The organism is Chloroflexia bacterium SDU3-3 (assembly GCA_009268125.1).
GTDB lineage: Bacteria > Chloroflexota > Chloroflexia > Chloroflexales > Roseiflexaceae > SDU3-3.
This window is the reverse complement of the sequence record WBOU01000005.1, coordinates 201,103-226,979: the sequence shown is the minus strand read 5'-3', so window position 1 is coordinate 226,979 and position 25,877 is coordinate 201,103. Positions and strand designations below refer to the sequence as shown.

13 protein-coding genes are annotated in these 25,877 nt (G+C 66.1%); 3 read left to right on the top strand and 10 right to left on the bottom strand.

Annotated elements, in window-relative coordinates:
* Window positions 1-66: 66 nt before the first annotated feature.
* The gene (locus F8S13_10245; protein ID KAB8143387.1) at window positions 67-3,270 is read right to left on the bottom strand and encodes an isoleucine--tRNA ligase; all 3,204 of its coding nucleotides are present in this window, start codon (window positions 3,268-3,270) and stop codon (window positions 67-69) included.
* A 913-nt stretch (window positions 3,271-4,183) separates the two neighbouring features.
* Between F8S13_10245 and F8S13_10240 the strand changes: the two genes are divergently transcribed.
* On the top strand, window positions 4,184-6,409 hold the full coding sequence (locus tag F8S13_10240) for a hypothetical protein (protein KAB8143386.1): 2,226 nt from the start codon (window positions 4,184-4,186) through the stop codon (window positions 6,407-6,409).
* A 62-nt stretch (window positions 6,410-6,471) separates the two neighbouring features.
* On the opposite strand, the gene F8S13_10235 is transcribed toward F8S13_10240, so the two are convergent.
* The 3 genes from F8S13_10235 to dnaE all read right to left on the bottom strand — a co-directional run bounded on the left by F8S13_10235 (window position 6,472) and on the right by dnaE (window position 12,441).
* Window positions 6,472-7,320, bottom strand: a complete 849-nt coding sequence (locus F8S13_10235; GenBank protein KAB8143385.1) for a sulfurtransferase — start codon at window positions 7,318-7,320, stop codon at window positions 6,472-6,474.
* A gap of 27 nt (window positions 7,321-7,347) precedes the next feature.
* On the bottom strand, window positions 7,348-8,460 hold the full coding sequence (locus F8S13_10230; GenBank protein ID KAB8143384.1) for a DNA methyltransferase: 1,113 nt from the start codon (window positions 8,458-8,460) through the stop codon (window positions 7,348-7,350).
* A gap of 192 nt (window positions 8,461-8,652) precedes the next feature.
* On the bottom strand, window positions 8,653-12,441 hold the full coding sequence (gene dnaE / locus F8S13_10225; GenBank protein KAB8143383.1) for a DNA polymerase III subunit alpha: 3,789 nt from the start codon (window positions 12,439-12,441) through the stop codon (window positions 8,653-8,655).
* A gap of 730 nt (window positions 12,442-13,171) precedes the next feature.
* Here dnaE and F8S13_10220 point away from each other — a divergent pair.
* Complete coding sequence (locus tag F8S13_10220) at window positions 13,172-15,796, top strand: hypothetical protein (protein KAB8143382.1); 2,625 nt, start codon at window positions 13,172-13,174, stop codon at window positions 15,794-15,796.
* A gap of 54 nt (window positions 15,797-15,850) precedes the next feature.
* Here F8S13_10220 and F8S13_10215 read toward each other — a convergent pair whose 3' ends face one another.
* Together F8S13_10215 and F8S13_10210 are read right to left on the bottom strand one after the other, a co-directional pair.
* Window positions 15,851-17,524, bottom strand: a complete 1,674-nt coding sequence (locus tag F8S13_10215; GenBank protein KAB8143381.1) for a hypothetical protein — start codon at window positions 17,522-17,524, stop codon at window positions 15,851-15,853.
* Window positions 17,525-17,665: 141 nt separating this feature from the next.
* Window positions 17,666-19,246 carry a hypothetical protein gene (locus tag F8S13_10210; protein KAB8143380.1) on the bottom strand — a complete coding sequence of 527 codons (1,581 nt, stop codon included), beginning with the start codon at window positions 19,244-19,246 and terminating at the stop codon, window positions 17,666-17,668.
* Window positions 19,247-19,521: 275 nt separating this feature from the next.
* On the opposite strand from F8S13_10210, the gene F8S13_10205 reads away from it, so the two are divergent.
* Window positions 19,522-20,904: a hypothetical protein gene (locus F8S13_10205; protein KAB8143379.1), complete on the top strand. Its 1,383-nt coding sequence runs from the start codon at window positions 19,522-19,524 to the stop codon at window positions 20,902-20,904.
* A 69-nt stretch (window positions 20,905-20,973) separates the two neighbouring features.
* Here F8S13_10205 and F8S13_10200 read toward each other — a convergent pair whose 3' ends face one another.
* Genes F8S13_10200 through F8S13_10185 form a run of 4 tightly spaced genes read right to left on the bottom strand, consistent with a single transcriptional unit; the run spans window position 20,974 to window position 25,876 of the window.
* Window positions 20,974-21,918: an NAD-dependent epimerase/dehydratase family protein gene (locus F8S13_10200; GenBank protein KAB8143378.1), complete on the bottom strand. Its 945-nt coding sequence runs from the start codon at window positions 21,916-21,918 to the stop codon at window positions 20,974-20,976.
* Window positions 21,919-21,946: 28 nt separating this feature from the next.
* Complete coding sequence (locus F8S13_10195; GenBank protein KAB8143377.1) at window positions 21,947-22,879, bottom strand: glycosyltransferase family 2 protein; 933 nt, start codon at window positions 22,877-22,879, stop codon at window positions 21,947-21,949.
* 7 nt (window positions 22,880-22,886) lie between these two features.
* Window positions 22,887-25,142, bottom strand: coding sequence for a glycosyltransferase (locus F8S13_10190; protein ID KAB8143376.1), 2,256 nt, complete (start codon window positions 25,140-25,142; stop codon window positions 22,887-22,889).
* Between the two features lie 5 nt (window positions 25,143-25,147).
* Window positions 25,148-25,876, bottom strand: coding sequence for a glycosyltransferase family 2 protein (locus F8S13_10185; GenBank protein KAB8143573.1), 729 nt, complete (start codon window positions 25,874-25,876; stop codon window positions 25,148-25,150).
* Window position 25,877: the final 1 nt, after the last annotated feature.

Here is a 25,877-nt window from a genome sequence, read left to right as displayed (position 1 = left end):
TGCGGGCATAAACAGGGAGGCCAGCGCACTGCGCTGGCCTCCCTGTTTCCCCCGATGCGTGCTGCGCTAGGCCACGCGGGCCACGCCCAGCGCCACCGTCGCGCCGCCCAGCTCCAGCTGCTCGGCGTGGGCCTGGGCGGGCGGGGCCGCCAGGGTCAGCGACTCGGCCAGGGTCTCGCTGCGGATGTACGCGCCGTACTCGGCCACCACCGCCGTCACCGGCTCGGGCGCGCCGCCCAGGTAGATGTGGATGCGGTCGGCGATCTCGAAGCCTGCGGCCTTGCGGGCATCCTGGATGTTGCGCACCAGCTCGCGGGCCATGCCCTCGGCCACCAGCTCGGGGGTGAGTGTGGTGTCGAGCGCCACCAGCACGCCAGCGCCCTCGGCCACCGCGTAGCCCTCCGGCGAGGAGGACTCGACCAGCACCTCGTCGGCCTGCAGCTCCAGGGCCTCGCCGCCCACGGTGAGCGTGAAGGGCTGCCCGGCCTCGTGGGCCTGGGCGGCGGCGCGCGCGGCCTCGCCCGCCAGCTCCTTTAGGGCGGCGGTGAGCGCGGGCACCTGCTTGCCGTACTTCTTGCCCACCACGCGCAGGTTGGGCTTGAAGCGGTACTCGACCAGGCTGGATGAGCTGTCGAGGTAGCGCACGGCCTTGACGTTCAGCTCGTCCTTTAGCTCGCCCTCAAGCCGTTTCAGGCCATCGAGCGAGGTGGGCGGCACGCGCACCCACAGCTCCTTCAGCGGCTGGCGCACCTTCACCGCAGCGCCCTTGCGGGCGGCGCGGCCCAGGCTCACCGCCTCCATCAGCAGGGCGGTGTCGGCCAGCAGCTGCTCGTCGATCAGGGCCTCGTCGTAGGTGGGCCATGTGGTCAAGTGCACCGACTCGGCCTCCTTGGCGTCGCCCTGGGCCAGGTTCTGGTAGATCTCCTCGGCCATGTAGGGCGTGAACGGGGCCATCAGCTTGGCCAGCGTGACCAGGCAGGTGTAGAGCGTGTGGTAGGCGGCCTCCTTGTCGCCGTCGTGCTCCTCCTTCCAGAAGCGGCGGCGGTTGCGGCGCACGTACCAGTTGGAAAGCTCCTCGACGAACGACTCGACGGCCTTAGCGGGCGCGTAGACGTCATACGAGTCGAGGCCGGTGGTCATGTCGCGCACCAGCGCGTTCAGGCGCGACAACGCCCAGCGGTCGGTGGGCTGAAGCTCGGGCGTCACGCCGCTGTTGGGCGTCCAGCCATCCAGGTTGGCGTAGGTCACGAAGAAGGCGTAGGTGTTCCAGAGCGTCAGCAGGAACTGGCGCAGCATCTCCGAGATGTAGTCCGGCCCGAAGCGGCGGGCGTTGTAGGGCGGCGCGCTGGCGAACATGTACCAGCGCATCGCGTCAGCGCCGTACTGATCGAGCAGCTCGAACGGGTCGGCGATGTTGCCGCGCGACTTCGACATCTTCTCGCCCTTGGCGTCGAGGATGTGGCCCAGGCAGATCACGTTTTTGTACGCGGGCCGGTCGAACAGCATGGTCGAGACCGCGTGCAGGGTGTAGAACCAGCCGCGGGTCTGGTCGATAGCCTCGGAGATGAAGTCGGCCTGGCCAGCCAGCTCGAACAGCTCCTTGTTCTCGAACGGGTAGTGCCACTGCGCGATCGGCATCGAGCCGGAGTCGAACCAGGCGTCGGCCACATCGGGCACGCGGCGCATGGTGCCGTGCTGCGGGTGCTCCCAGGTTAGCTCGTCCACGAAGGGGCGGTGCAGATCCAGATCGCTCAGGTCGCGCCCGACCTTGGCCGACAGCTCGGCCACCGAGCCGACCACCTCGGTGTGCTGGCCGTTGCTGGAGACCCAGATCGGCAGGGGCGTGCCCCAGTAGCGCTCGCGCGAGATGGCCCAGTCGATGTTGTTGACCAGCCAGTTGCCGAAGCGCCCGTTCTGGATGTGCTCGGGCACCCAGTGGACCTGCTGGTTGTTGTCGACCAGCAGATCCTTCTTGGCGGTGGTGCGGATGTACCACGAGGGCTTGGCGAAGTTGAGCAGCGGCGTCTTGCAGCGCCAGCAGAACGGGTAGGTGTGCTTCACCCGCCCGCCGCGGAACAGCAGCCCGCGCTCCTTCAGGTTGCGCGTGATCAGCGGGTCGGCCTGCTTGAAGAACATGCCGCCGAAGCCCAGCGGCTCGAACGCGGCGTCGGTGTTGCCATCCAGCTGCACCGAGAACAGCGTGGGCAGGTCGTACTTGCGCCCGATCTCCAGGTCGCCGTAGGCCGGGGCGATGTGGACGATGCCGGTGCCGTCGTCGAGCGACACAAAGTCGTCGGCCACCACGCGGTAGGCCTTGGTGAGGTCGGGGGTGTCGCCCGCGCCCGCCACGCCCTCGAACAGGTTGGCGTAGCGCACGCCCCACAGGGCCTCGCCGGTGAGCGTGGCCAGCACGGTGTAGTTGCCCTCGCCCAGCGTGGCATCGAGCCGGGCCTCGGCCAGCACCAGCCGCTCGGGCTGCTCGCCGCCGGTGTACTCCACCAGGCTATAGTTGGCGGTGGGGTTCACGGCCATCGCCACGTTGGCGGGCAGCGTCCAGGGCGTGGTGGTCCAGGCCACCAGCGCGGAATCGGCCAGCAGCGCGTCGTGGGCGTGGCCCGACGGCGTGTGGCGGAAGCGCAGCCACACCGAGGGGTCGTCGGTGTTCTCCTCGTAGCCCTGGGCCACCTCGGCGTCGGCCAGGGTGGTGCCGCAGCGCGGGCAGTGCCAGGTGGTCTTGTAGTCGCGGAACAGCAGATCCTGCTGCCAGAGCTGCTGCAAGATCCACCACAGCGACTCGATGTAGCTGTTGTCGTAGGTGGTGTAGGGGTGCTCAAGGTCGAGCCAGAACGCGATCTTGTCGGTCAGCTCCTCGAAGCGGTCGACAAAGCGGTTCACGCTCTCTTTGCACTTGGCGTTGAACTCCTTGATGCCGTAGCGCTCGATGTCGGGCTTGCCCTTGAAGCCAAGCTCCTTCTCGACCTCGACCTCGACGGGCAGCCCGTGGGTGTCCCAGCCGCCGCGCGCGCCGATCACATAGCGCCCGCGCAGGCGCTGGTAGCGCACGATCAGGTCTTTGGTGACGCGGGCCTCCACGTGGTGCACGCCGGGCTTGCCGTTGGCGGTGGGCGGCCCCTCGAAGAAGATGAACGGGTTGCTGCGGTCGCCGCTCTCCAGCGACTTCTTGACCACGCCGTTGGCCTTCCACCACTCGCTGACGCCGCTTTCCAGCGTGGGGAATGAGGCGCGCGTATCTACTGCCTTGAATGCCATCGGGCTTCCTCCTGCCCACTCGTTGGGGCTGACCCCAGAACACAACAAAAAACCCCGCCCCCAACCAGGGACGAGGCGAAAAACCCCGTGGTACCACCCTGCTTCCCCCGCTGTGCCGCATGGTGCGGGGCAGGGGCGCTCGGTGCGGTGCTAGCACACCGCCGCCGTGGTAACGCCGGGCGAGGGCGGGCGCGGCTACTGGGCCTGGGGCGGCGGGGGCCGCTGGGCCGTTCACTGGCCGGCTCGGGAGGGATGTTCGACAGGTGGGTGGGCGCACCTTGCACCGGGTGTGCGCTCGCTAGACCAGCCAGGGGCTGCCTACTCGTCTCCGTCTTTGCCTTTCCGGGCTATTGTACCACATCTCGCGCGGGTGCGACCACGCCTTTTGGCCGAGCTGCGGGGCCTCTGCGTTCTTTGTTCGGCAGCATGTTTTACCACCAAGGCTCCAAGACACTAAGGGGACAAAAGAACCGGTCTCCCACGAAGACGCGAAGGCGAGTCAACCAGCCAGCGAGCGGTGATCTGCGCGGTACCAGTTTTTTTGCTTGGATGCTTCTTGCAGCCTTGGCGGCGACGATCTTGCTATAGGGGCGATGTGGGAATCGATACGGCCCGAAAGTCCTGAACGCTGGTATGCGAGCAGGTCAAGTCCTACCCTAACTCAGATAGGAGCATAGTACTAGGCGGTACCTTCGGGCTATTCCCCCGCCCAAGTTCTTTGGGTATGCTCTAAGCGGCTTTGTCTGTTGTTTAAAGGTCAGAGTGTGTCTGTATGCTCGAACATACCTACACAGGCGCAAGGATGCGTGGCGGGCTGCGCGGTAGCGTGTACATCTTGTGCGCCTGGCTGGATGCTGCCGTTCGACGATATTGTACAAGCTGATCTCCCCTGCCAGTGTAAGGAGTTACCGTGATGAATGTCCGTCTCCGCTCGTTGTTTGTTGGGGTATTGTTCTGCGCGCTGGTCGCGGTGGGCTTCACCGCCGTGCCAGCCAAGGCCGCCGACCCAGGCGAGCAGCTGATCAACAGCTCTGGCTCGATCCCTGCGGGCAGCCAGCAGCAGCTTTCGTTCTACACCGGCGGCCCGGCAAATATCCGCTTTGCTGTGAGCGGCGGTGCGGCGAACGACGCGATCCAGGTGACCATCCAGGGCGTGGATGGCGCAGCATGGACGGCGCGCACCGGCGAGACGGTGTGGGGCTACACCACGCTGCCCTCGCCGAGCGGCATCTTGGTGCTGAAGAACACCAGCAGCAGCGCGCTGAGCTACTCGCTGCAGGCCTACGCGCTGGACATCGCGCCGAAGTTCGGCGAGGATGTGCCGACGCTCAGCGGTGTGGCCCAGAGCGGCAGCACCCAGAGCGCGGCCCAGGTAACGGCCCCGACGAGCGGCCTCTACCGCTTTACCCTGGAGGCCGCCAAGGGCAGCTACCAGCTGCGGGTTGACAGCGGCGAGATCTGGAAGACGGTGGTGTCGGGCAAGGCCCCAAAGGCAGCTGACACGACCTACTACCTGTCGGCTGGCGTGCACACGCTCACGGTGGTGCAGGCGGCGTCCGCCGCAACCACCGAGTGGAGCATCGGCCTGACCCCGGTGGGCGGGGTGGATGCGCTGCCCAGCAGCGAGAGCACGCAGCAGATCGGTGGCGGCTCGTTCTTCGCCGAGGAGCACATCCCGCTGCAGATCGCGGCAGATCAGCCGGTGAATATCCGCATCGCGACCAGCGGCGCTACCACCGACAAGCTGACCCTTGTGCTCTACAACGGGGCCGAGAAGGTCTTCACAAGCTCGCCGGTGTTTGGCGGCGAGACGGCATGGGTGACGGCTGGGCTGACCGAAGGCGCCAACTCGATCCACGTGGTGGCCTCGGGCAACGCTGGTACGATGGCCTACAATGTTCAGATCAGCGCCGTGTCGCAGGTTCCGGTCACCTGGAAGGGCACCAGCTATGGCAGCGCCCAGCATAACGGCGACGGTATCTCGCGGATTCGGCTGGTATTCCCCTCCAACGGCCTCTACACCTTCACCCTGGGCGCGGATGCAGGCCGCTACCAGTTCCTGCTGGGCGGCAACTATGTGCGCAAGACGGTGACGACCGCTGGTGTGACGTTCACCGCCTTTGTGCCCGGCGGCGCGCAGACGCTGCAGGTGGTGCAGGATCCAGCGCAGGCTCAGACGACCTGGAGCGTGGCGGTGGCCGCGACCGAGCAGAAATCTGACGCGCTGCCGTTTGCCACCAAGAGCTCGACCCTGGGCGGCGCGGGCAACGCGTTTACCGAGGAGTGGATCCCGGTGTACCTGACCGGCGACGCGCAGGTGAACATGCGCCTGGCGGTGAATGGCGCGACCGCTGATGCTATGAAGGTGGAGATCTACAACGCCGACGCCAAGGTGTACAGCGCCGATACGGTGTATGGCACCGAGGTGTTCTGGGGCAGCACCACGCTGGCCAAGGGGCGCAACCTGATCCACATCGTTGCTCCGGCCACCAACTCTGGCAAGATAGCCTATGATCTGGTGCTGTATGGTGTGGCCGCTATCCCGTCGAACTGGGCTGGTATCTCGCGCGGGGCGGGCCTGCAGTCGACCATCACGCTGAACGCGCCGGTGGATGGCACCTACCAGGTGGTGGTGACGGTCGACAGCGGCTCTGGCCAGATCAAGATCGACTCGGCGGCTGGCCTCGCGCTGGCGCGTGGGCCGGTTGGTCGCGGTACGGTCAGCACCCTGCGCGTGCCGCTGAAGGCTGGCACCCACAGCTTCGTGTTCGCGCAGGACGCGGGGCTGCCGAGCACCACCTGGGCGATCTCGACATCGCTGCGTAAGTCGGATACCTCGGTGGCGATCGGCGCGGTGTCGCCTGGCACGGTGGCGCTGGGCGAGGCCGCGACGGTGACGGTGACGGGCCAGAACTTCGGCAGCGACACTGCGGTGGCGCTGGTTGGCCCCGATGGCAGCGAGATCGCGGTGACCGGCGTGGTGCTGGTGAACCAGGGCCAGCTGACCTTCACCCTGCCGACCACGCTTGCCCAGGGCAGCTATGGCGTCAAGCTGACGTCGGGCGGCGTGAGCGACGTGAAGGCGGGCGCGATTAGCGTCGGGCAGACCTCGGTCTTCCTGCCGCTGGTGACGAAGTAGCGCAGACAACAATCCCCCAGGGGCCATTCGGCCCCTGGGGGATTTTGTTTTTTTGCGCGTCGCTACTCGCCGCCGGTGGCCGCGGGGCGCGCTGGGTCGCTGCTCCAGTCGGACCACGAGCCCTCGTAGAGCAGCGGGGCGGGGTAGCCCGCCAGCGCCAGCGCGAAGATGTTGTGGGTGGCGGTCACGCCCGAGCCGCAGTAGCACACGATCTGCTCTGCCCCATCGGCCCCCAGCGCGGCGAACTGTGCTTTCAGCTCCTCGGGGCTTTTGAAGCTGCCATCCTCGCGCAGGTTGGCGGCGAAGGGGGCCGACTTCGCGCCTGGGATGTGCCCGGCGCGTGGGTCGATCGGCTCGCTGCGGCCCTCGTAGCGCTCGGCGGCGCGGGCGTCCAGCACCAGCGCGCCGGGCTGGGTGCGCAGTATGTCGACCTGGTCGGCGTTCACCACTAGGCCGGGGGTGGGGCTGGCCACGAAGGGCGCGGGGGCGATGGTGGGCGTGCCCGCCTCGGTAAGGTAGCCCTGGGCTAGCCACTCCATCCAGCCGCCATCTAGCAGCGACACCTGCTGGTGGCCAAAGTAGCGCAGCAGCCACCACAGCCGCGTGGCGTAGGCCCCGCCGCTTGAGTCGTAGGCCACCACGTGGGTGCTGGGGCCGATCCCGGCGCGGCTGGCGGCGGCGGCGAAGTGCTCGGCGCTGGGCAGCGGGTGGCGGCCAGGGCCGCTGCCGCGCGGCGCGGCCAGGTCGCCGTCGATGTCGAGGAAGGGCGCGCCGGGGATATGCGCCTCAAGATATTCCTGGCGACCTCGGCCCGGCTCGGTCAGATACCAGCGAACGTCGATCGGGCGGACATGTGGCTCGCCAAGATGCTCGGCGAGCCAGCTGGGGGTGACAAGCTGCGGTACGCTCATGGGTTCCTCTTGCTTGTGGTGTAGAAGCTAGGCTTGGGGCTCCTGCCCACGCTTCTCGAACACAAAGATATACTCGTGCTTGAAGACAAAGAAGCCGCCAGCCAGCGCGCGGTAGCGCCATAGCTCCTTCTGCGCGCGCTTGCCGGTGGTCTCCTCGAAATTTTTTACCACGATGCTCTTGAGCATGAAGCCCTGCTGCTGCACCACCTGCATGGCCTGGAACCCCAGCGGGTGCCACTCGCCGCGCGCGTACTTGTCGCCGATCACCAGCACCAAAAATCCCCCCTCTTCGAGCGCCAGCGACACGTTTTCCACCACCTGGCCAAGCCGGTCGAGGAAGCTGGGGATGGACTCGCAGTTGGAGAGGTCGTGGGGGTCGTCGCTGAACTTGATGATGTCGTGGTAGGGCGGGTGGAGCAGGGCTAGATCGGCCTTGGGCTGGCCGTGGCGGCGCAGCGCGGCCACAAAGTCGAAGGTGGAGCTGTCGGCGGTGTGGATCTCGGTGGCTACGCTGCTGTGGTTCGGCACGCGGTCTAGGCGCTCGCGCGAGCCCTGGGCCACGTGCTCCTGCAGCTCGACGCCGATGCAGTTGCGGCCAAGCCTGCGCGCCTCGATCAGGCTGGTGCCCGAGCCGGCGAAGGCATCCAGCACCCAGCCGCCCTTGCGGGTGTAGCGCTGCATCATCTGGTTGGGGATCTGGGGGATGAAGTTGCCCCAGTAGCCCGCCGTGTGCGCGCCGGATGTGTCGCGCCGTTCGATCTGCCAGAGGCTGTCGGTCCGGATGTCGGCGTAGGTCTTCCAGCGGTTCAGGTCAATGTCGTTCACGCCGTTGGTGCGCGGCTCACCGGCCAGCCGCCGCAGCCGCTCGATATAGTAGCGGGCGCGCTCGATGGTGAGCGCCTGGCTGATCTGGTCGAGCGCCTGGCCCAGAAACCCCGGCGGCAGGCTGAGCGTCTTCTCATCGCCCTCGGCGGCACGCTCGCTGGCGAGCCACTCCTCGCGCACCTGGGGGATGGCGCTGCGCACCTCGCCGATGGTCTCTAGCGCCAGCAGGGCCTGGAGCCGCTCCTCGAAGCGTGCTGGGTCTAGGGCGATGCGGGGTTCGTCGGTTGGTTCGGGGGAGGGGAGATCGAGGCTCATAGTGTTCAAGCTCTTGGCTGAAGGTTTGGCATGGCCCTTAGTATACTCTACCTTCTGCCTATCTGCATACGCGCAGGCGCGGCGCTGCCGTGCGAAACGCTGGCCTGCCACGAGGGTGTGGGTGGCGATAGGCAGCGCGGGCTGGCCTGCTGCAGGCCAGCCCGCGCTGCCTATCGCTAGGGGGGATTCCCGCTACTCGACGATAACCGCCTCGCTGCCCAGCATGGTGCGCAGCGGGGCCAGCAGGGCGTCGGTGCTGCGCACGGTGTAGTTGGGCTTGATGACGACGCGGGCGTTTTTGTTCTGGATGGTGATCAGCACCTCGTCCTCGCCCTCGCTCGATCGCAGCAGGTCGTCGATGTCCTGCATGATCTGCACGTCGGCGTCGAAGTCGCGGGTGTGGGGCAGCCAGATGCGCAGGGTGCTGCGCGGCCCGTAGCTGCTGGGGCTGGGGCTGCTGGCACCGTTGCCGTTGCCATGGTTGCTGTCGCTGGTGTGGGCGCTGGCCACATTCACCTTCACGCGCGATTTGATCACCTGCACCGGTGCTGCGGGCGCAGCCGGGGCCGCGCTGGCGGCAGGCGTGGGTGCGGCGGATGGCGGCGGCGCCGACTCGGCGATATGCGGCGGCTCTTGGTCGATAGGCATGGCGGAAACCTCTTCTGCGAGCGCGGTGGGCGTAGGCTCAGCGGCGCTCGGCGCGGCGCGCTCGACCGACTCGATCGGCTTGGCGGTCTCCAGCAGCAGCTGGATGGCGTCGTCGCGCCGCCCGCGATCGACTTTGGCGGTGATGCAGAGCAGCGCATCATCCACCAGCAGGTCTTTGCACTTCTCGTAGGTTTTAGGGAAGGCCACGAGCTCGATCGAGGACTCGATATCCTCGAAGCTGGCCACCAGCATGCTGTCGCCCTTCTTGGTGGCCAGCTTGCGGGTGCCGGTGATCATGCCGCAGAAGGTGAGCGTCTGGCCCACCAGGCTCTCATCCTCGCCTAGGCGGCCAATGGTGGTCACCTGGCTCATATCGATGCCGTCGAGCGCGCGGGCGATCGGGTGGTCGGATGTGTACATGCCCAGCAGCTCTTTTTCCCAGGCTAGCGCCTCTTTGTCGCTCTGCGGGGTGCGCGGCATGGGCGGCAGCGGGATGGCGTGCACCGGCGCGCTGCCCGCGTCGCCGCCGCCCAGCATGTCGAACATGCTGGCCTGCCCGGCCTCGCGCGACTTCTGCGCCTCTACCCCGGCGCTCAGAGCGGCATCCAGGATGGCCATCTTCTGGTGGCGCGTGCCGGGCATGGAGTCCATCGCGCCGCACTTGATCAGGCTTTCTAGCACGCGCTTGTTGAGCGCCGCGCGGGGCACCTTGTCGCAAAAATCCTCAAGCGAGCTGAATCCGCCGTGCTGTGCGCGCGCCTCGATGATCGACTGCACCGGGCCGGAGCCGACGTTGCGGATGGCCGAGAGGCCGAAGCGGATGCCGGTGCGGTTGGGGTAGTCGAGCGCCTGGCCGTCGGGCAGCGGCTCCAGGGTGAAGCCCTCGCCGCTGCGGTTCACGTCGGGCGGCAGCACGGCCACGCCCAGCCGCGCGCACTCGGCCACCGACTTGGCCACCTCCTCGATCTCGCCTGCGGCGGCGGAGAGCACGGCGGCCAGGTACTCGGTGGGGTAGTTGGTCTTCAGCCATGCGGTCTGGTAGGAGAGCAGGCCGTAGAGCGTGGCGTGGGGCCGGTTGAACGAGTAGCCGGCGAAGGGCAGGATCAGCTCCCAGAGCTGATCGGCCTGGGCCTCGGTCAGGCCCTTGGAGAGGCAGCCCTTCTTGAAGCGCGTGCCGTTCTCGGCCATCAGCTCTTTGTTCTTCTTGCTGATCGCCTTGATCACGATATACGCTTCGCCCAGCGTGTACTCGGCGATGTTCTGGAGCAGCTGCATGATCTGCTCCTGGTACACGATCACGCCGTAGGTGTCCTCTAGGATGGGCTTGAGGATGGGGTGCAGGTACTTGATGTCGCGCGGGTTGTTCTTGTTGTGGATGTAGACTGGGATCTGCTCAAGCGGGCCGGGGCGGTAGAGCGCCACCATGGCGTAGAGATCCTCAACGCGGGTGGGCTTCAGCTGCATCAGGTAGCGCGTCATGCCCGCGCTTTCCAGCTGGAACACGTTTTTGGTCTCGCCGCGGCCCAGGCTCTCGAAGGTGGCCCGATCCTCCAGCGGGATCTGGTCGAGCCACATCTTCTGTCCAGTGGTCTGCTCGATATACTTGAGCGCCTCGGCCACGATCGAGAGGTTGGCGAGGCCGAGGATATCCATCTTCAGCAGGCCCATTTTGGCCAGGGTGGGGCCTTCGAACGCGGCCATCACCGCGTTCTCATCCTTGGATGTGCGCTGGAGCGGCACCATGTTTTCCAGCGGGGTGCGCGAGACCACAATGCCGCAGGCGTGGGTGCCCACGCTCTTCATGCGGCCCTCGACCTTGCGCGCCCAGTCGATCAGCTCGTGCAGCTGCGGCTCGTTGTCGTAGATCTGCTTCAGCTCGGGCACGCGCTCTAGCGCCATGGCGATGGTGGTGCCCACCGGCAGCGTGGGGATGAGCTTGGCCACGCGGTCCACATCGCTGAGCGGCACCTCAAGCACGCGGCCCATGTCGCGCAGGGCGGCCTTCGCGCCCAGGGTGCCGTAGGTGATGATCTGGGCCACGTTCTCGCGCCCGTAGGTGCGGGCGATGTAGTCCAGGATCTCGGGGCGGCGCGAGTCGGCGAAGTCGGTGTCGATATCGGGCATCTCAAGGCGCTCGCGCGAGAGGAAGCGCTCGAACAGCAGCTTGTTCTTCAGCGGGTCGACATCGGTGATGAACAGGCTGTAGAGCACCAGCGACGCGCCCGCCGAGCCACGGGGCAGCGCGGGGATGCCGTTGGAGCGGGCGAACTTCACGTAGTCCCAGACGATCAGCATGTAGTCGGGGAAGCCGGTGGCGTTGATCACGTCCAGCTCGTAGTCGAGCCGCTTGACGTACTCCTCGGGCACCTGGCCGCCGAAGCGCTTCATCAGACCCTCTTCGCACACCACGCGCAGGTAGCTCTCGGCGTCGTGGCCCTCGGGGATGAACTTCAGCTCGGGCAGCTGCACGCGGCCAAAGTCGAGCTTGAGGTGCACCATGTCGGCGATGCGGCGGGTGTTCTCGATCGGCGATGTGCCGTAGCGCTTGAAGCGCTGGTACATCTCCTCCGCCGACATGATGTGGTAGGTCTCATCCATCTGGTAGCTTTTCGAGCAGAACTCCTTGTACGTCAGGTTGAAGCCCATGGCCATCACGCGGCCCTGGGTCTCGACATCCTGCGCACGGATGAAGTGCGTGTCGTTGGTGGCCACCAGGGGGATGCCCAGCTCGTGGCTGATGCGCACCAGCTCGTCGTTGATCGGCTCTAGCTCGGGGGTGTTGCCGTGTAGCTGCAGCTCAAGGTAGTAGTTCTCTGGCCCCAGCAGGTCGCGGTAGCGCGCCGCCACCTCGCGGGCCTGCTTTTTGTCCTGCGCGGTGAGCTTCTGGATGACCTCGCCAGCGATGCAGGAGGATGTGGCGATGATGCCCTCGTGGTACTGCTCCAGCAGGTTCCAGTCGATGCGCGGGCGGGCGAACACGCCGCGGTTCATGCCATCCAGGTGCGCGCGCGAGGTGAGCCGCACCAGGTTCTCGTAGCCGATCTCGTTCTGGGCCAGCAGCACCAGGTGGTAGTAGTTCTTGCCCCCCTTGACGATCGGGTCTTTCATCGAGTTGGGGGCCATGTAGGCCTCCATGCCGATGATCGGCTTGATGTTGGCCTTCTTGGCGTTGGTGTAGAACTCCATCGCGCCATACATCACGCCGTGGTCGGTCAGGGCGATGCTGTCCATGCCCAGCTCGGCGGCCCGCTCGACGATGCCCTTGGTGGTGGCGTAGCCATCTAGCAGGCTATATTCTGAATGAACATGGAGGTGGACAAAATCGTTCGACATGGTGCGGCTCCGAGCAACCTTGGAAGTGCAGATCAGAAAGACGAAGGATCGAACCCATTTCGCCCTTCGTCTCGTGCTTTTGATAAAAACTATTGACACTTCTGCAATAGCACGCTGCCCAGACTGCGGTGTGGGAGCGAGGCGGCGTATGCAGGGAAGTTGGCGATGTCAGGAAATTCCGCAGCAGGGCGCGCTAGATATACATAACACGTGCGTGTGTATGCGCGGAACCCTGTGCTCTGTGGGCATTATAGCACAGGGTATGGGGGTATAAGCTGTGGATAAGCTGTGGAGTGTGTAAGCGATTTTGTGGAGTACACAGGTGCTTCGTAGCGCGCCGTGCGGCGCACGCTGCGCGGGAAATACGCTGGGCTGCGGCGCTGCTGGGTGGGCGCGCTGGGGCGTGGCACCTCACCTGGTGTCGCGTTTTCGGGCGTTTCCATGTGGCCCGACTGTAGCAATGTGTGTAGCGTTCCTCGTCGGGCCGACCGTCCTGCCACTTCATCATCGTATGCGGCCCGATACCCTTGGCGCGGCATGATTTGGCCAGCTGGCGGCACCTTCGCGCCTTCGTGGTATTCGCTCTTTTGCGCTCTCTTGGCGTCTTGGTGGCGAAAAATCTTCGGCGTACCAAGGACGTATAGGCCCTGCCGTGGTGCGGCCCGCCCCGCCGCGCCGGGGCGCACGTGGTATAATTTGGCAGCATCATCGACCACCCGAACTGAGCACAATGCCACGCTACGAAACGAACTTTCAGCAGTTTAGCATCGCCCAGGGCCAGCTGCAGCAGCACAGCGACCTGATCCTGGCGTTCGAGCCTGCTTCACCATTTGCCCCCGAGGCGCGCAAGGGCCGCCTGTATATCATTGCCGAGGCCACGCACGAGAACGGGCGTGAGCGCGAGGCATGCCTGCAGATGCTGCGCACGCTGCGCAAGGCCTTCTACGAGGACAGCTCGTACAGCATTCCGTCCTCGCTGCGCAAGGCGATCGACAAGGCCAACAGCCAGCTCTACCAGCAGAACTTCACCACCGCCGCCGCCAAACGCTCGTATGTGGGCGTCACATGTGCGGTGATCAAAGAGCAGCGGCTGTTTATCGCCCAGGTGCTGCCGTCGCAGGCCTACCTGCTGGCCGAGGGCAAGCTGCGCGCGCTGCCGCAGGCCGCCGCCTGGGCGGGCGGCGACGCCGTGGCCCACCCCAAGCCCAACGCGCTGGGGGCCAGCCTCACCATCGAGCCGTCGTTCTACCAGGCCACGCTGCGCCCTGGCGACACCATGCTGCTCTGCTCTAGCTCGTTTGCGCCCGCGCTGCGCCGCGATATGGCCGAGCACATGCTGCGCAGCCCCGATACCCAGACGATCGTCAACGACGTGTCTGCACTCAGCCGCGACTACGAGCTGGAGCATGTGTATGGCATGGCGCTGCGCCTGGTGGTTGCCAGCCGCCCCGCCGACCAGCCCGCGCCTGCCGCGCCTGCGCCCGCAGGGCCTGCCGCGCCGCTCGCCCCCGCCGCCAGCGAGCCTGCCGCGCCGCCAGCGCTGATCACCAGCTTCGCGCGGCTGTTCCAGAGCCGCGAGGCCCGCGAGCAGCTCGACCGCGATGCCCTGCGCGACGCCCACGCCCTGCGCGAGCGCCAGCAGCTGAGCACGCTGCCCGAGGATCCGCCGCGCCCCCCGCGCGAGGATCTGCGCGTGCGCCCGATCGAGATCGGCGCGTCGCTTGCCGACACCATGGCCGAGCGCCACAACGAGCGTATGGCGCGGCTGGGCCATATGCCCCAGCGCCCCGACGGCTACGACTACACGCCATCCTCGTTTCTGGGTGAGGGCGACTATATCGACCCGCGCGAGCCGGAGCCGATCAATCTAGGCGACTCGGTCTCCAACGAGACCTTCACCAGCTATGCCCGTCGCTCCTATGGCGAGATCCCCAACCTCGACCCGACGCTGGGCGAGCAGCTGGCCCAGCCCTTTGGCCGGGCGGTGGCCAGCCTGCGCATGGCCTGGCGCAACCGACGGATGCGCAAGCAGCTGCCGCCCCGCGCGCTGCCGCCCAAGCGCCGCCGCGCCGGGCTTTCCTATCGCAAGGAGGGGCCGCAGTTCCAGTGGATGGCGCTGTCTATGCTGGTGATGATCATCGCGCTGCTGGTGGTGCTGGGCTACAACCTGCAGAGCATCAGCGCCCGCCAGCAGCAGAACGAGGTGCTCGACCAGGCGCGGCAGTCGGTGGCGGCGCTGCGCAATGCTCCGGATGAGCAGGCCGCCCGGAATCTGCTAGATCGGGCCTCGATCGCGCTGGAGTCGGTGCGCTCCTCGGGCGTGATCTCCGAGTCGGCGCTGCTGCGGCAGGAGTTTCTCTCGCTGGAGCGCGAGTACGACCGCGTCTACTCCTCGGTCGAGCGGATCTCGTATCTGGACAGCCTGGAGGACATCGGCCACCACCCACAGGCCGAGAGCGGCAATACCTTCGCGTCGGTGGTCATCCCGCCGCCACCCACCACCATCACCAACACCGAGGCCTTCGAGTCGATCTACGCGCTGGACAACGACAGCGGCGTGATCTACCAGATGCCCAAGGGCGGCGGCGAGATCACGCCGCTGCTGCGCCCAAATGAGCAGATCGCCAACGGCGTGTTGGTCGGGCGCATCAAGGCGATCGCCTGGCGGTTTGATAATCTGGTGGCGGTGGGGCAGGCCCAGGGCGGCTACATGTACTACTTCCGCAACGGCGGCGCGTGGAGCAACAGCAACCTGGGCGGCAGCAGCGAGTGGCGGGCCGAGATCCCGCGCCTGCGCTTTGTGACCTACGATGGCAACCTGTACTTCTGGGGGGCCAGCGCCAACCAGATCTTCAAGTATGCCAGCGGTCGCCCGGGCGATCTGTTCAGCCCATGGATCACCGATTTTGGCACCAGCGACACATCCACGGCGGTCGATCTGGCGATCGATCGGCAGGTGTACCTGCTGCAGCCCGATGGGCGGGTGCAGATCTTCACGGGCGGGGCCTTCCAGGGCGAGCTGCCCGCGCCCAAGGTCGAGCCGTCGATCGCCGCCGCATCGAACTTTGTGGTCACTGGCGATGATCCTGAGATCGGCTCGATCTTCTACCTGGAGCAGGGCCGGGTCATCCAGGTGGATAAGAAGACCGGCGCGCTCATCCAGCAGATGCAGGTGCGCGCCAACGCCGAGCAGCCGCTCGATGGTGTGTCGTCGTTTACCGTTGATACCAGCGGCCCGCAGGCGGTGCTCTACCTGGTGAACCACGGCCACCTGCTGCGCGCCACCGTGCCCCAGCCGCCGCGGCCCTTCCAGCCCGAGGGCGAAGCCGCCGAGACGGCGGCCCCCGCCCCCTAGCGCAAAAAAGGCACCTGGGGTATGTCCCCAGGTGCCGCTCCTGCCTTTCTGGCGCTACTCGCAGAACACCCACACCTTGCCATACGAGCTGGGGATCTCGACATCCACCGCCTCCTCGCCCACGTGCTCGTCGTAGTCGTGCAGCCACTCGTGGTAGCGGCCAGGGCGCGGGAAGCACACCGACACGTGCTGCGCGGCGGGCGAGAAGTTCAGCGCCACCACCACGATGTTGCCCGCGTCGTTCCAGCGGTGGAACACGATCGTCTTGGTCTCGCCATCCTTGTGCAGCACCTCGAAGCAGTTGCCCTGCAGCGCGCCCTGGGTGTGGCGCAGGTAGGCCAGCGATGCGTAGTGGGCGCGCAGCGCCTTGCCCGCGTCGCTCTCCAGGTACTCCCACGGGATCTTGTTCTCATCCACCGTCTTCTCGGACTTGGTGCCGAACTCCTGGCCGTGGTAGATCATCGGCACGCCCTGGCCGGTGAACAGCGCGATCGCGCCCAGCATGCTCTTGCGGGTGGCCCCCGCATCGTCAAGGTTCTGGTTGCAGCTCTGGGCATCGCGGATGAGCCGCTCCTCGTCGTGGGTCTCCAGGAAGTTGATCGGCTGGGCGTTGTCCAGGTAGCCGTCGCCGTTGAAGCGTAGCACGCGCTCGACCCCATCCATATCGCCGTAGCCGTTGCCCTGGTACTCGCTCTCGTAGAGCTGGGCGCGCAGCATCTTGTTGAACTGCCAGTGCCACGAGCAGTCGGTCTCGGTGTCGCGCACCACCGCCGCCGGATCCTGCACGATGTCCTCGGCGATCAGGTAGGCGTGGGGCTTGCACTGCTTGGCCGCCCACGAGATAAAGCTCATGCCGCTGATGCCATCGTAGCGGATGCCCTCGACATAGTCGTAGCGGAAGCCGTCGATATGGAAATCGGTGAGCCAGTAGCGCTGGATGTCGTCGATCAGGCGCTTGGTGGCGTCGTTCCAGTGGTTGAGGCTGGGGAAGCCCCACGGGTTGGTGCCGCCGCTGAAGTAGGGGTTCTGGTCGAAGGGGTAGAGGCGGCTGATCGGGCCATCGGTGGTGGTGTGGGCGAACACCATATCGAGGATGATGCCGATGCCGCGCTGGTGGGCCGCGTCGACCAGCCGCTTGAAGTCCTCGGCGCTGCCGTATGCGCTCTCGACGGCGAAGAAGTAGGCCGGGTTGTAGCCCCAGCTGCGGTCGCCGGGGAACTCCTGCACCGGCATCAGCTCGATCGCGTCGATGCCGAGGTCGGCGATATAGTCGAGCCGGTCGATCACGCCCTGGAAGGTGCCCTCGGGGCTGAAGTCGCCTACGTGCAGCTCGTAGATCACCAGCTGGTTGAGCGGCTTGATGCCGAAGCCCTCGTCGCCCCACTGGTAGGCTTTGCCGCCCACCTCGACGATCGCGTGCGGCTCGGGGTTGCCGTCGGCCCAGCGCAGCTTGTGGGCGTAGGGGTCGCAGATGTAGATCTCGCCATCCAGCACAAACTGGTACTCGTAGCTGCCAGGCTCCAGCTGCTTCTCGATCCACCACACGCCGCTCTCGTCAACCTTTAGCGGGTCGGCCTTGGCGTCCCAGCTGTTAAAATCGCCCACCAGGTGGATGCTCTTCTTCCAGGGTGCCCATAGCGCAAATAGCACCTTCCCATCATCCCCCACACACGCGCCGCCAGCGGTAGCGCGCGGCACATCCGCGACCTCAGGTGCCTTGGTTGCCATAGGTTGCCTTGCTCCTTCTCACACAGCAGAGAGTACATGGTTGGCGCATTGGGCTGGCAAGGCAAGCCTTGACCTACGCAGCGCCGGACTCCTTGCTTAAAGCAAAGATCGTACCAGCGCTGGCGCGATGGGCTGGCGGGGTCAGGGCTGCTGCGGCAGCTCCACCTTCCAGACTTTCCACATAAAGCTCGCGTCGCGCTCGGGCACCGGCAGCATGGTGGAGAAGAGCGATGAGATACCGACATTTTTGGCCTCGTAGCGGCGCTCGTAGAAGGGTACGAGGTAGGGCTGCCATGTGGGGTCGGGCACAAAGGCGGCTGTGTCGCCCGCTGGCGGGGCAGGGAACATATCGAAGACATAGCTCACCCCCTCCGCCGCGACAAAGGCGGGCGCTTGCCCCCGCGACATGGCCTGATAGTAGGGGTAGGAGTTGATTAGGCCATCGAGGTTGACCACCTGCCGCCCCGAGAAGTAGGCCAGGATGCCCGCGCTCCACGCCCCGCCGATGCTGCCCTCGGGCAAGCTGGTGCGGATCCACTCGGCGGCCTCAAGGGTCTGGGCGATGGTGTCGTTCTTGCGCGGGTTGAACTCAAGCGTCGCCAGCATGCCATAGGCGCAGCAGACCCCAAGCGCGGCGGCTGCCCCCAGCCCCGCGCGCCAGCGCGGCGAGCGGCAGGCGGCCAGCGCCAGCCCACACAGATCGGCGGCGACTAGGGCGGCCAGCATGCAGAAGGGCACATAGTACCAGTTGGCGATGAAGGTCTTGCTGTAGGCGATGTAGGTGTAGAGCAGCGCGCACCCCATCCACAGCCAGCCGTGGCGGGCGAAGATCGCCTGGCGCAGCCGCCCGGGCAGGCAGGCCACCGCCACCATGGCCGCCAGCACCGCCAGCATCGTAGGCCACTCGCCCACCCGCCGCATGATCGGCGCGAGCGGCCAGAGCAACTGCACCACAGCATCCCACATCCCGGCGGGGATGGCGGCCTGCTTGATCAGGCCGCTGACCGGCAGCGGTATGCCGAAGAGCGCCTGGTTGATGGCCATGTAGATCACTAGCGCGCAGAAAGAGGGCAGCACAATCAGGCATGCGGCCCATAGCCCGTGGCGGCGTACGATCACCCACAGCGCCATGGCGGCCACCAGCAGCGCGGCGTCGAGCCTGGCCATCACACACAGCGCGCCCAGCGCGCCGCCGTAGGCCCAGGTGCGCCACGAGCGCAGCTCTGCCGGATCGGCATCCTGCAGCCTCGCCGCCCACGCCACCCAGAAGGCCAGCACCAGGGCGTACAGCGCCGACTCCATGCCGTTGAGGTTCATGCGCAGCACGATTGGGCACATGCCCCATCCCAGGCTCACGGCGGCTGCGAGTGCCGCACCCTGCGTGCGCGAGATAACCTGGAAGAGCTTGAGGGCGGCGATGCTGTGGTAGATCGCTACCAGCACAAGGATGATGCGGAGCGCGAGGATCGGCTGGTGTGGAAAGGCCCAGTAGACAGGGATGATATTCAGCATCCAGAGCGGGTGGTAGCCATTGGTCTGGTTGATACGGTCAAAGGTTGAGCCGTAGCCCAGCGCGATATTGTTGGCGGTCTGAAAGTAGTAGAAGCTGTCATCTTTAAGATGGCGGATCAGGAATGGGAAGGGCTGGAGTACAATAGCCAGCGATAGGGCGGCGATAGTGGCGGCGACGATCCAACGGATGGGCAGCTTGGCTCTAGACATTGGTGGTCTGCTTTCTCTCATATGGAACGGGTTCTCTTGCGCGGCGCTGCGGCTGCAGGCCAGCGGTGATAGGCTATTTTGTTAGATATCTGCAATCTCGAACGCTATAACGATACGCATATTTTTGATACAATAGAGATGCATCCCACGTAGAACATTCAGCTCATCCCACATCATCTATGCACACATTTTCTCATAAGCGATCGCCGCTCTGTTTTCGCCGGATACTGCTCTTGTTTGTTTTTGTTGTTCTTAGCGCGCAGGGGCCTTTTCCGGTGGCACGCGCGCAAGCCCCGACCAAGCATATGGTCTACTTGCCTATGGTCAGCGTGCCCGCGCCGCGTAATCCTTTTGGCTTCGATCTGTCGATCTATAGCAGCGGCGATGTGCTGAAGTATGGCCTGGAGACGCAGCCGCGCTGGGCGCGCGCTGGCGATGTGCTTTGGCCAAAGGTCGAGCCGGTGCGCGGCGCTGGCTACGACTGGAGCTCTTTAGTCTATGTCGAGTCCAATATCCGTCGCCTGCGCGCGGCGGGCATCGAGCCGACGCTGATCATCCAGCAGTCGCCTTCGTGGGCGCAGCAGGTGGGCGGGCGGCTGTGCAGCCCGCCCAAGCCCGAGGTGCTTGATGATTTTGCCAACTATGTCTACGCGCTGGTAAAACGCTACTCCTCGGGCGACCTGCAGGTCAACTACTGGGAGTTCTGGAACGAGCCAGATGCCCGGCCGCAGGATACGCTGGATGAGCATGGCATTGGCTGCTGGGCCGATCCGAGCAAGGCTGACTATGGCGGCAGCTACTACGGCCAGGTGCTGCAGCGCATCTCGCCGATGATCAAAGCGGCTAACCCCAATGCCAAGGTGATCGCCGGTGCGCTCATCTATGGCCTGGTTAGCGACACATCCGATAAGCCGCACATCAGCGAGCTTTTCCTGGATGGCATGCTGGCCTCGGGGGCGGGCAAATCCTTCGATGCGCTGAGCTTCCACGCCTATGGCGAGTATGGGGCCAACAGCATGCTGGTGGCCAAGGCCATCCGCGTGCGGGCGCAGCTGGCCAAGTACCAGCTGTCCGACAAGCCGATCTACTCCACCGAGCTTGCGGCCATGTGCGCTGGGTGGGTCGAGGCCGAGTGCACGCCGACCTACAACGACTGGCTGTATACCCAGGCCAACTACGCCGCGCGAATCTATGCCGAGGCGTTGGCGCTGAAGCTGGATGGGGCCTTCTGGTACTCGCTTAGCGGCACCAATCCGGGCTTTCGCTTTAGCCACCTGATCGATGACACCAATGGTCGGCTGGTGCCTCGCCCAGCCTACTACGCCTTTATGAACTCCTCGCACCTGCTCTCCGGTGCCGAGTACATTGGTCCGCCGCTCACCGAGCTGGCCCCCGATCAGCTAGAAAAAGTGCAGATGCTGAAGTTCAAGAAGCCGACGAGCACGCTCTATGTGCTGTGGGTGCCTCGGATCGACTCGGCGCGGCCCGATACGATCTACCGCATACCAGTGCTGCGCGGGGCCAAGGCCTACTGTGTGCAGACGCTGAATAAGGCGGATAGCTGGAAGACCCCCTACGAGTGCACAGACACCAACAGCGATGGCCTGATCAATATTGCGGTGAACTCGAACCCGTTCTATGTTGAGGTTCCGAACTAGGGGCGGGCCGACTGGGGGCGCTTGGCTGGTGCGGCGGCTGCGGGGGATCGCAGCCGTCGCACTGGTTTTCTAGGGCCTGCCGAAGCGCTGGCTCCACGCCACCGCGCGCCGGATGCCCTCGGCCAGGGGCACCTGGGGCTGGTAGCCCAGCAGCTGGTGGGCCTTGCTGATGTCGGCCACGTAGTGTGTGACCTCGCCCACGCGCTTGGATGGCTCCACCAAGATGTTGGGCGGCACGCCGAGCGCGGCGGCGATATACTCGGCCATTTGCACCAGGGTGTTGCCCTCGCCGTAGGCCAGATTGATTGTCTGATCGCGCAGGCTGCCAGCCACCAGCCGCTCGGCCCCGGCCACGATCCCGCTGACGCAGTCATCCACGTAGGTGAAGTCGAGCGTCTTCTCGCTGCCGTACACCGTCACCGGCTCGCCGCGCGCCATATTGCGGATGAACAGCGGGATGACCCGCTCCATGCGCTCGATGTCGTTGTCGTAGCGCCCGTAGACGTTCGAGAAGCGGAACACCAGGTAGGGCAGGTCGTAGCAGCGCGCATACGAGTAGACCAGGGCCTCGCCTGCGATCTTGGAGGCCGAGTAGGGGCTTTCGGTGAAGGCGAAGTCGGCCTCTTTTTCCTCGGTGATGTAGCGGTGGATGTCGCCGTAGACCTCGCGCGAGGAGGAGAAGATGATCGGCAGCTGATTGTGGCGGCAGAACTCCAGCACGTTGAAGGTGAGCGAGATGTTCTCCATGGCGCGGTGGGGAAACTGCACCAGCTCGTGCACCTTGGCATTGGCCGCTAGGTGGATGACCACATCCACCTTGGGGTAGGGCACGCTGCCGATGCCGCCGCTGAAGTCGCGGAGCGGGGCCGAGAGATCCTGCAGCAGCGTGGGGATGCGGTCGGTCCAGGTGTTCTGCCGCTTGTCTACGCCAAAAACCTGGTGCCCCAGGTCCATCAGCCGCAGCGCCAGGTTGGTTCCGATCTGGCCGCTAGAGCCAGTGATAAGCACGTACATGGCCGATTTCTTTCTTGCTATGGCCTACCTAGGCTCTGCGGCTAACCCCGATGGCCTGGGCGAGCCGTCGCGCATACATCTGGGCGTGCGGCCCGATGGCCTTAAACGCGGGGCGCAGCAGGGTCTTGGGCAGCTCGTGCGGGGCGTGGCGGCCCACCAGTGCGCTGTACCAGGCATACCACCCCCACCAGCGCGCGGCGCTGTGGCTGGGCCAGCCGCCGAGCACGGCCATGGCCCAGGGGCGAAATGCCGGGGGGTAGAGCGTGGGGTGCCTGTGCACCATCTGGGCGCGGAATCGCAGATCCTCGCGGGTTGCGCGGGTCAGCTGGCCGCTGGCGCTGCGGCGATACCAGATAAGCATGGCGGGGAGGTGTGTGCCATGCCAGCCCCCTTCGATCAGGCGCAGCCAGAAGTCCCAGTCCTCGTAGCCTTGCGCCGCGCGATCCTCGTCGAACCCGCACACCGCTGCCCACGCCTGCCTGCGGAAGAGGGCGGAGATCGTGGTGCGGCAGTCGAAGCGCATGCGCTCAAGGCTTGGCTCGCCACCCGACCATATGCCCGTCTCCTCGCCGAAGAAGCGGGCGTTGGCGGTGACAAAGCCGCATGTGCTGTCCGCCTCGATCAGCGCGACCATGCGCTCAAGCGTGTGGGCGTCGATCAGGTCGTCGGCGTCGAGCGGCAGAATGTAGGGCGCGCTGGTGGCGGCGATGCCGCGATTGCGCGCGGCCCCCTGCCCGCCGTTTGGCTGCTGGATGAGGCGTATGCAGCGCGTGGAAAAGCGCTCGATCAGCTGCTCGGCAACCTGGGCCGAGCCATCGGCGCTACCATCATCGATGATGATGATCTCCCAGCTGGGGTAGGTCTGTCCCACCACGCTTGCCACCGTGGCGGGGAGCGTGCGGGCGTGGTTGTAGCAGGGGATGATCACCGCCACCTGCGGCGGCTGCCGAGTTTCGCTCATGGTATGCCTATCGCACAGCGCCGCGCAGCCTGCGCAGCCTGGCGGCTGCGGCCCTGCGAAGCATGTAGGATGTCCGGTCGATCTGCTCGATGCCGCTGCGGATGTGCGCCGCCGCCCCCGCGAGGCCGCCGATAGGCGACTGGCGCAGGCGCAGGGCCAGCCGCACCGGGGGCAGCCCGCGCAGCCTGGATTCCAGCTGGTGGTGCTCGATGGCCAGCGCGGCGGCGGCGTGGCCCTGGCCCGCGCTCACCGGCGGGCGCGGGTCGGCCTGGGCCAGGGCGGCGGCCTGGTCGAAGAGCGCCTGCATGCGGCTGAGCATGGCCTGGTGGCTGAAGTGGGCCTCGATCCGCGCCCGCCCGGCCTGGGCCATGGCGGCGCGCCGCTGGGGCGATGCGATCAGCTGCTCGATGGCCTCCACATAGGCTGCCAGCTCGCCCTCGCCCTGCGCGATCAGCACGCCGCACTCGGGAGTGACTAGCTCGGCCTGGCCGCCGACCTGGGCGGCCACCGGCACCGCGCCCATGGCCATGGCCTCGTAGAGCGCCAGCGCGATGCCCTCCTGCTCGGATGGCAGCAGCACGATATCGGCGGCGTCCATCAGGGCGCGCACCCGCGCCGAGGGCTGCGGGCCGAGCAGCCGTAGGTGCTGCTGTAGGCGGTGCGTGCGCACATAGCGCCGCAGCCAGCCGCTGTCCTCGCCGCCGCCTGCCGCTAGGCACACCAGATTGGCCCCGCGCTCGCGCAGCCGCCGCACGATCTCGGCCATCAGCCGAGGGCGCTTCTGGGCCACCAGCCGCGCCGGGAAGAGCAGCAGCGCGGTCTCGCTGGGTAGCCCCAGCTCGGCGCGCACCGCCTGGGCCTGGCCTGGCTGCTGCTGCCACAGCTGCTCGTCGATGTTGATCGTGCAGACCTCGGTGCGCTCGGGCCGCGCGCCGCGCGCCGCCATCCAGCGCCCCAGGTGCTGCGAGGCCACGATGTGCAGGTCTAGATAGTCCTCGTGGTCGATCCCAGCGCGGGGCAGCCCGCCATCGCGCCAGCCCTCCTCCTCCATATGCAGGTAGTCCACCATCGCCACGCCGGGGCAGTGGGCGCGCAAGTAGGGCAGCAGCTGGTAGGCCAGCAGGCTGTTGGCCAGCACCACCGTGGTGATCTGGCGCGACTCGATCAGATAGCGCAGGAAGCGCGGGAAGTCGGCGGGGGTGAGGAATGCGGCCAGGTTGAAGACATCGGGCGTGATCTGCAGCAGCTCGTCCATCAGCGTGTGCGGCTCATCGCGCAGCAGCGCCACGCTCACCAGATCGCCCCGCGCCACCAGGCCCGCCGCCATGTCCAGCGCAAAGCGGTCGGCCCCGCCGATCCTGGCCCACGGCATCAGCAGCAGGATGCGCCGCTGGCCAGGCCGCGCGGCCAGCGGGTTGCGCAGCGGCAGCGTGTCGTCGATCGGCGCGTAGGTGCCCAGCAGGCCGCCGCCCGCGCCGCCCACGCGGGGCAGGCCGTGGCGGTAGAGCTGCGGGTAGCGCGCGCGCATCTCGCGGTTGAAGGCGGCCAGCGCGCCGGGGTCATCCTGGAAGCTCCAGCGGTAGCTGGTGTAGGTCTCGGGGGCCTTGCTGCGCACCCAGATCAGGTACTCGTGCACATCGTGGCCCCACATGCCCTTGGATGCGCAGCGCAGCCAGAACTCGTAGTCCTCCATGCCCTTGCGGCGCGCCGCGTCGAAGCCGCCCGCCGTGTCGAAGCTGCTGCGGCGCACCATCACCTGCGGGCTGGTCATGTTCTCGTGCAGGAAGGCGTAGCGCGTCTCGAAGCCGCGCGGCCACAGGAAGTTCTTATGGCCGAAGGTCGCGCTCCAGCCCGTGGCGAAGGCGCTGCCGGGGTGCGATGCCAGCGACCAGGCCAGCTTCTCCAGCGCGGTGGGGGCCAGCAGGTCGTCGCTGTCGAGGAAGAACAGCAGGTCGGCCCGCGCCAGCGCCGCCCCGGCGTTGCGCGCGGCGGGCAGCCCGCCGTTGGGCTGGTCTACCACGCGGATGCGCGCGTCGGCGCTGCGGAAGGGCAGCAGCGCCCGCAGCGCTGCGGGGTCGCTCGTCCCATCGTTGACGATGATCCACTCCCACTGCTGCAGCGACTGGCGCAGCAGCGAGCGCGCTGTCTCCAAGAATATGGGGCCGGTGTTGTAGTAGGGGGTGATGACGCTCACCGCAGGCGGCGCGCTCGGGTCGGCGGCGGCGTAGCCGTAGCTGGGCTGGGCTGGGTCGAGGGGGTGCATGCGGCCTACTTCAGAAAGCGGTAGCGCAGCAGCGCGAGGATGGCGTAGAAGCCCTGGCTGGGGCGCATCTTCTTACCCTCCTCGTAGGTGCGGCCCAGGTAGCTGATCGGCACCTCGTAGATGCGGTAGCCCTTGCGCAGAATCTTGGCGGTGATCTCCGGCTCCAGCCGGAAGTCGTTGCTCTCTAGCTTCAGGCTCTTCATGATCTCGGTGCGCATGGCCTTGTAGCAGGTCTCCATGTCCGAGATCCAGGCGTTGAACAGGAAGTTGGTGAGGAAGGTCAGGCCCTTGTTGCCCAGCGCATTCCAGAAGTACATGCCGGTGTGGCGGCCCATGAACCGGCTGCCGAACACCACATCCACCTTGCCATCCATGATCGGGCGCACCAGCTCGTAGTAGTCCTGCGGGTCGTACTCAAGGTCGGCGTCTTGGATCAGCACGATCTGGCCGCTGGCCTGCGCCAGGCCGCTGCGCACCGCCGCGCCCTTGCCCATGTTTTTGGTGTGGTGCACGACTTTGAACGATGGGTCCTGCTCGGCCTGCTGCTGCAGCAGGCGGTAGGTCTGGTCGGACGAGTTGTCATCAACGGCAATGATCTCTTTATCGATATCGACCGCCCGCACCGCGTCAAGGATCTTGACGAGTGTTGGCTCTTCGTTATAGCAGGGGATAATAATACTGAGTACCGGCTTCGATTTTTCTGGCAGATCGCTGCGGGTATGATTTGATATCATT

Excerpts from the sequence above, each read along its gene's own strand:
- F8S13_10235 (KAB8143385.1), bottom strand. The coding sequence starts at position 7,320 with ATGAGCGTACCGCAGCTTGTCACCCCCAGCTGGCTCGCCGAGCATCTT.
- F8S13_10195 (KAB8143377.1), bottom strand. The coding sequence starts at position 22,879 with ATGAGCGAAACTCGGCAGCCGCCGCAGGTGGCGGTGATCATCCCCTGC.
- F8S13_10200 (KAB8143378.1), bottom strand. The coding sequence starts at position 21,918 with ATGTACGTGCTTATCACTGGCTCTAGCGGCCAGATCGGAACCAACCTG.
- dnaE (KAB8143383.1), bottom strand. The coding sequence starts at position 12,441 with ATGTCGAACGATTTTGTCCACCTCCATGTTCATTCAGAATATAGCCTG.
- F8S13_10220 (KAB8143382.1), top strand. The coding sequence starts at position 13,172 with ATGCCACGCTACGAAACGAACTTTCAGCAGTTTAGCATCGCCCAGGGC.
- F8S13_10210 (KAB8143380.1), bottom strand. The coding sequence starts at position 19,246 with ATGTCTAGAGCCAAGCTGCCCATCCGTTGGATCGTCGCCGCCACTATC.
- F8S13_10230 (KAB8143384.1), bottom strand. The coding sequence starts at position 8,460 with ATGAGCCTCGATCTCCCCTCCCCCGAACCAACCGACGAACCCCGCATC.
- F8S13_10190 (KAB8143376.1), bottom strand. The coding sequence starts at position 25,142 with ATGCACCCCCTCGACCCAGCCCAGCCCAGCTACGGCTACGCCGCCGCC.
- F8S13_10245 (KAB8143387.1), bottom strand. The coding sequence starts at position 3,270 with ATGGCATTCAAGGCAGTAGATACGCGCGCCTCATTCCCCACGCTGGAA.
- F8S13_10240 (KAB8143386.1), top strand. The coding sequence starts at position 4,184 with ATGAATGTCCGTCTCCGCTCGTTGTTTGTTGGGGTATTGTTCTGCGCG.
- F8S13_10185 (KAB8143573.1), bottom strand. The coding sequence starts at position 25,876 with ATGATATCAAATCATACCCGCAGCGATCTGCCAGAAAAATCGAAGCCG.
- F8S13_10215 (KAB8143381.1), bottom strand. The coding sequence starts at position 17,524 with ATGGCAACCAAGGCACCTGAGGTCGCGGATGTGCCGCGCGCTACCGCT.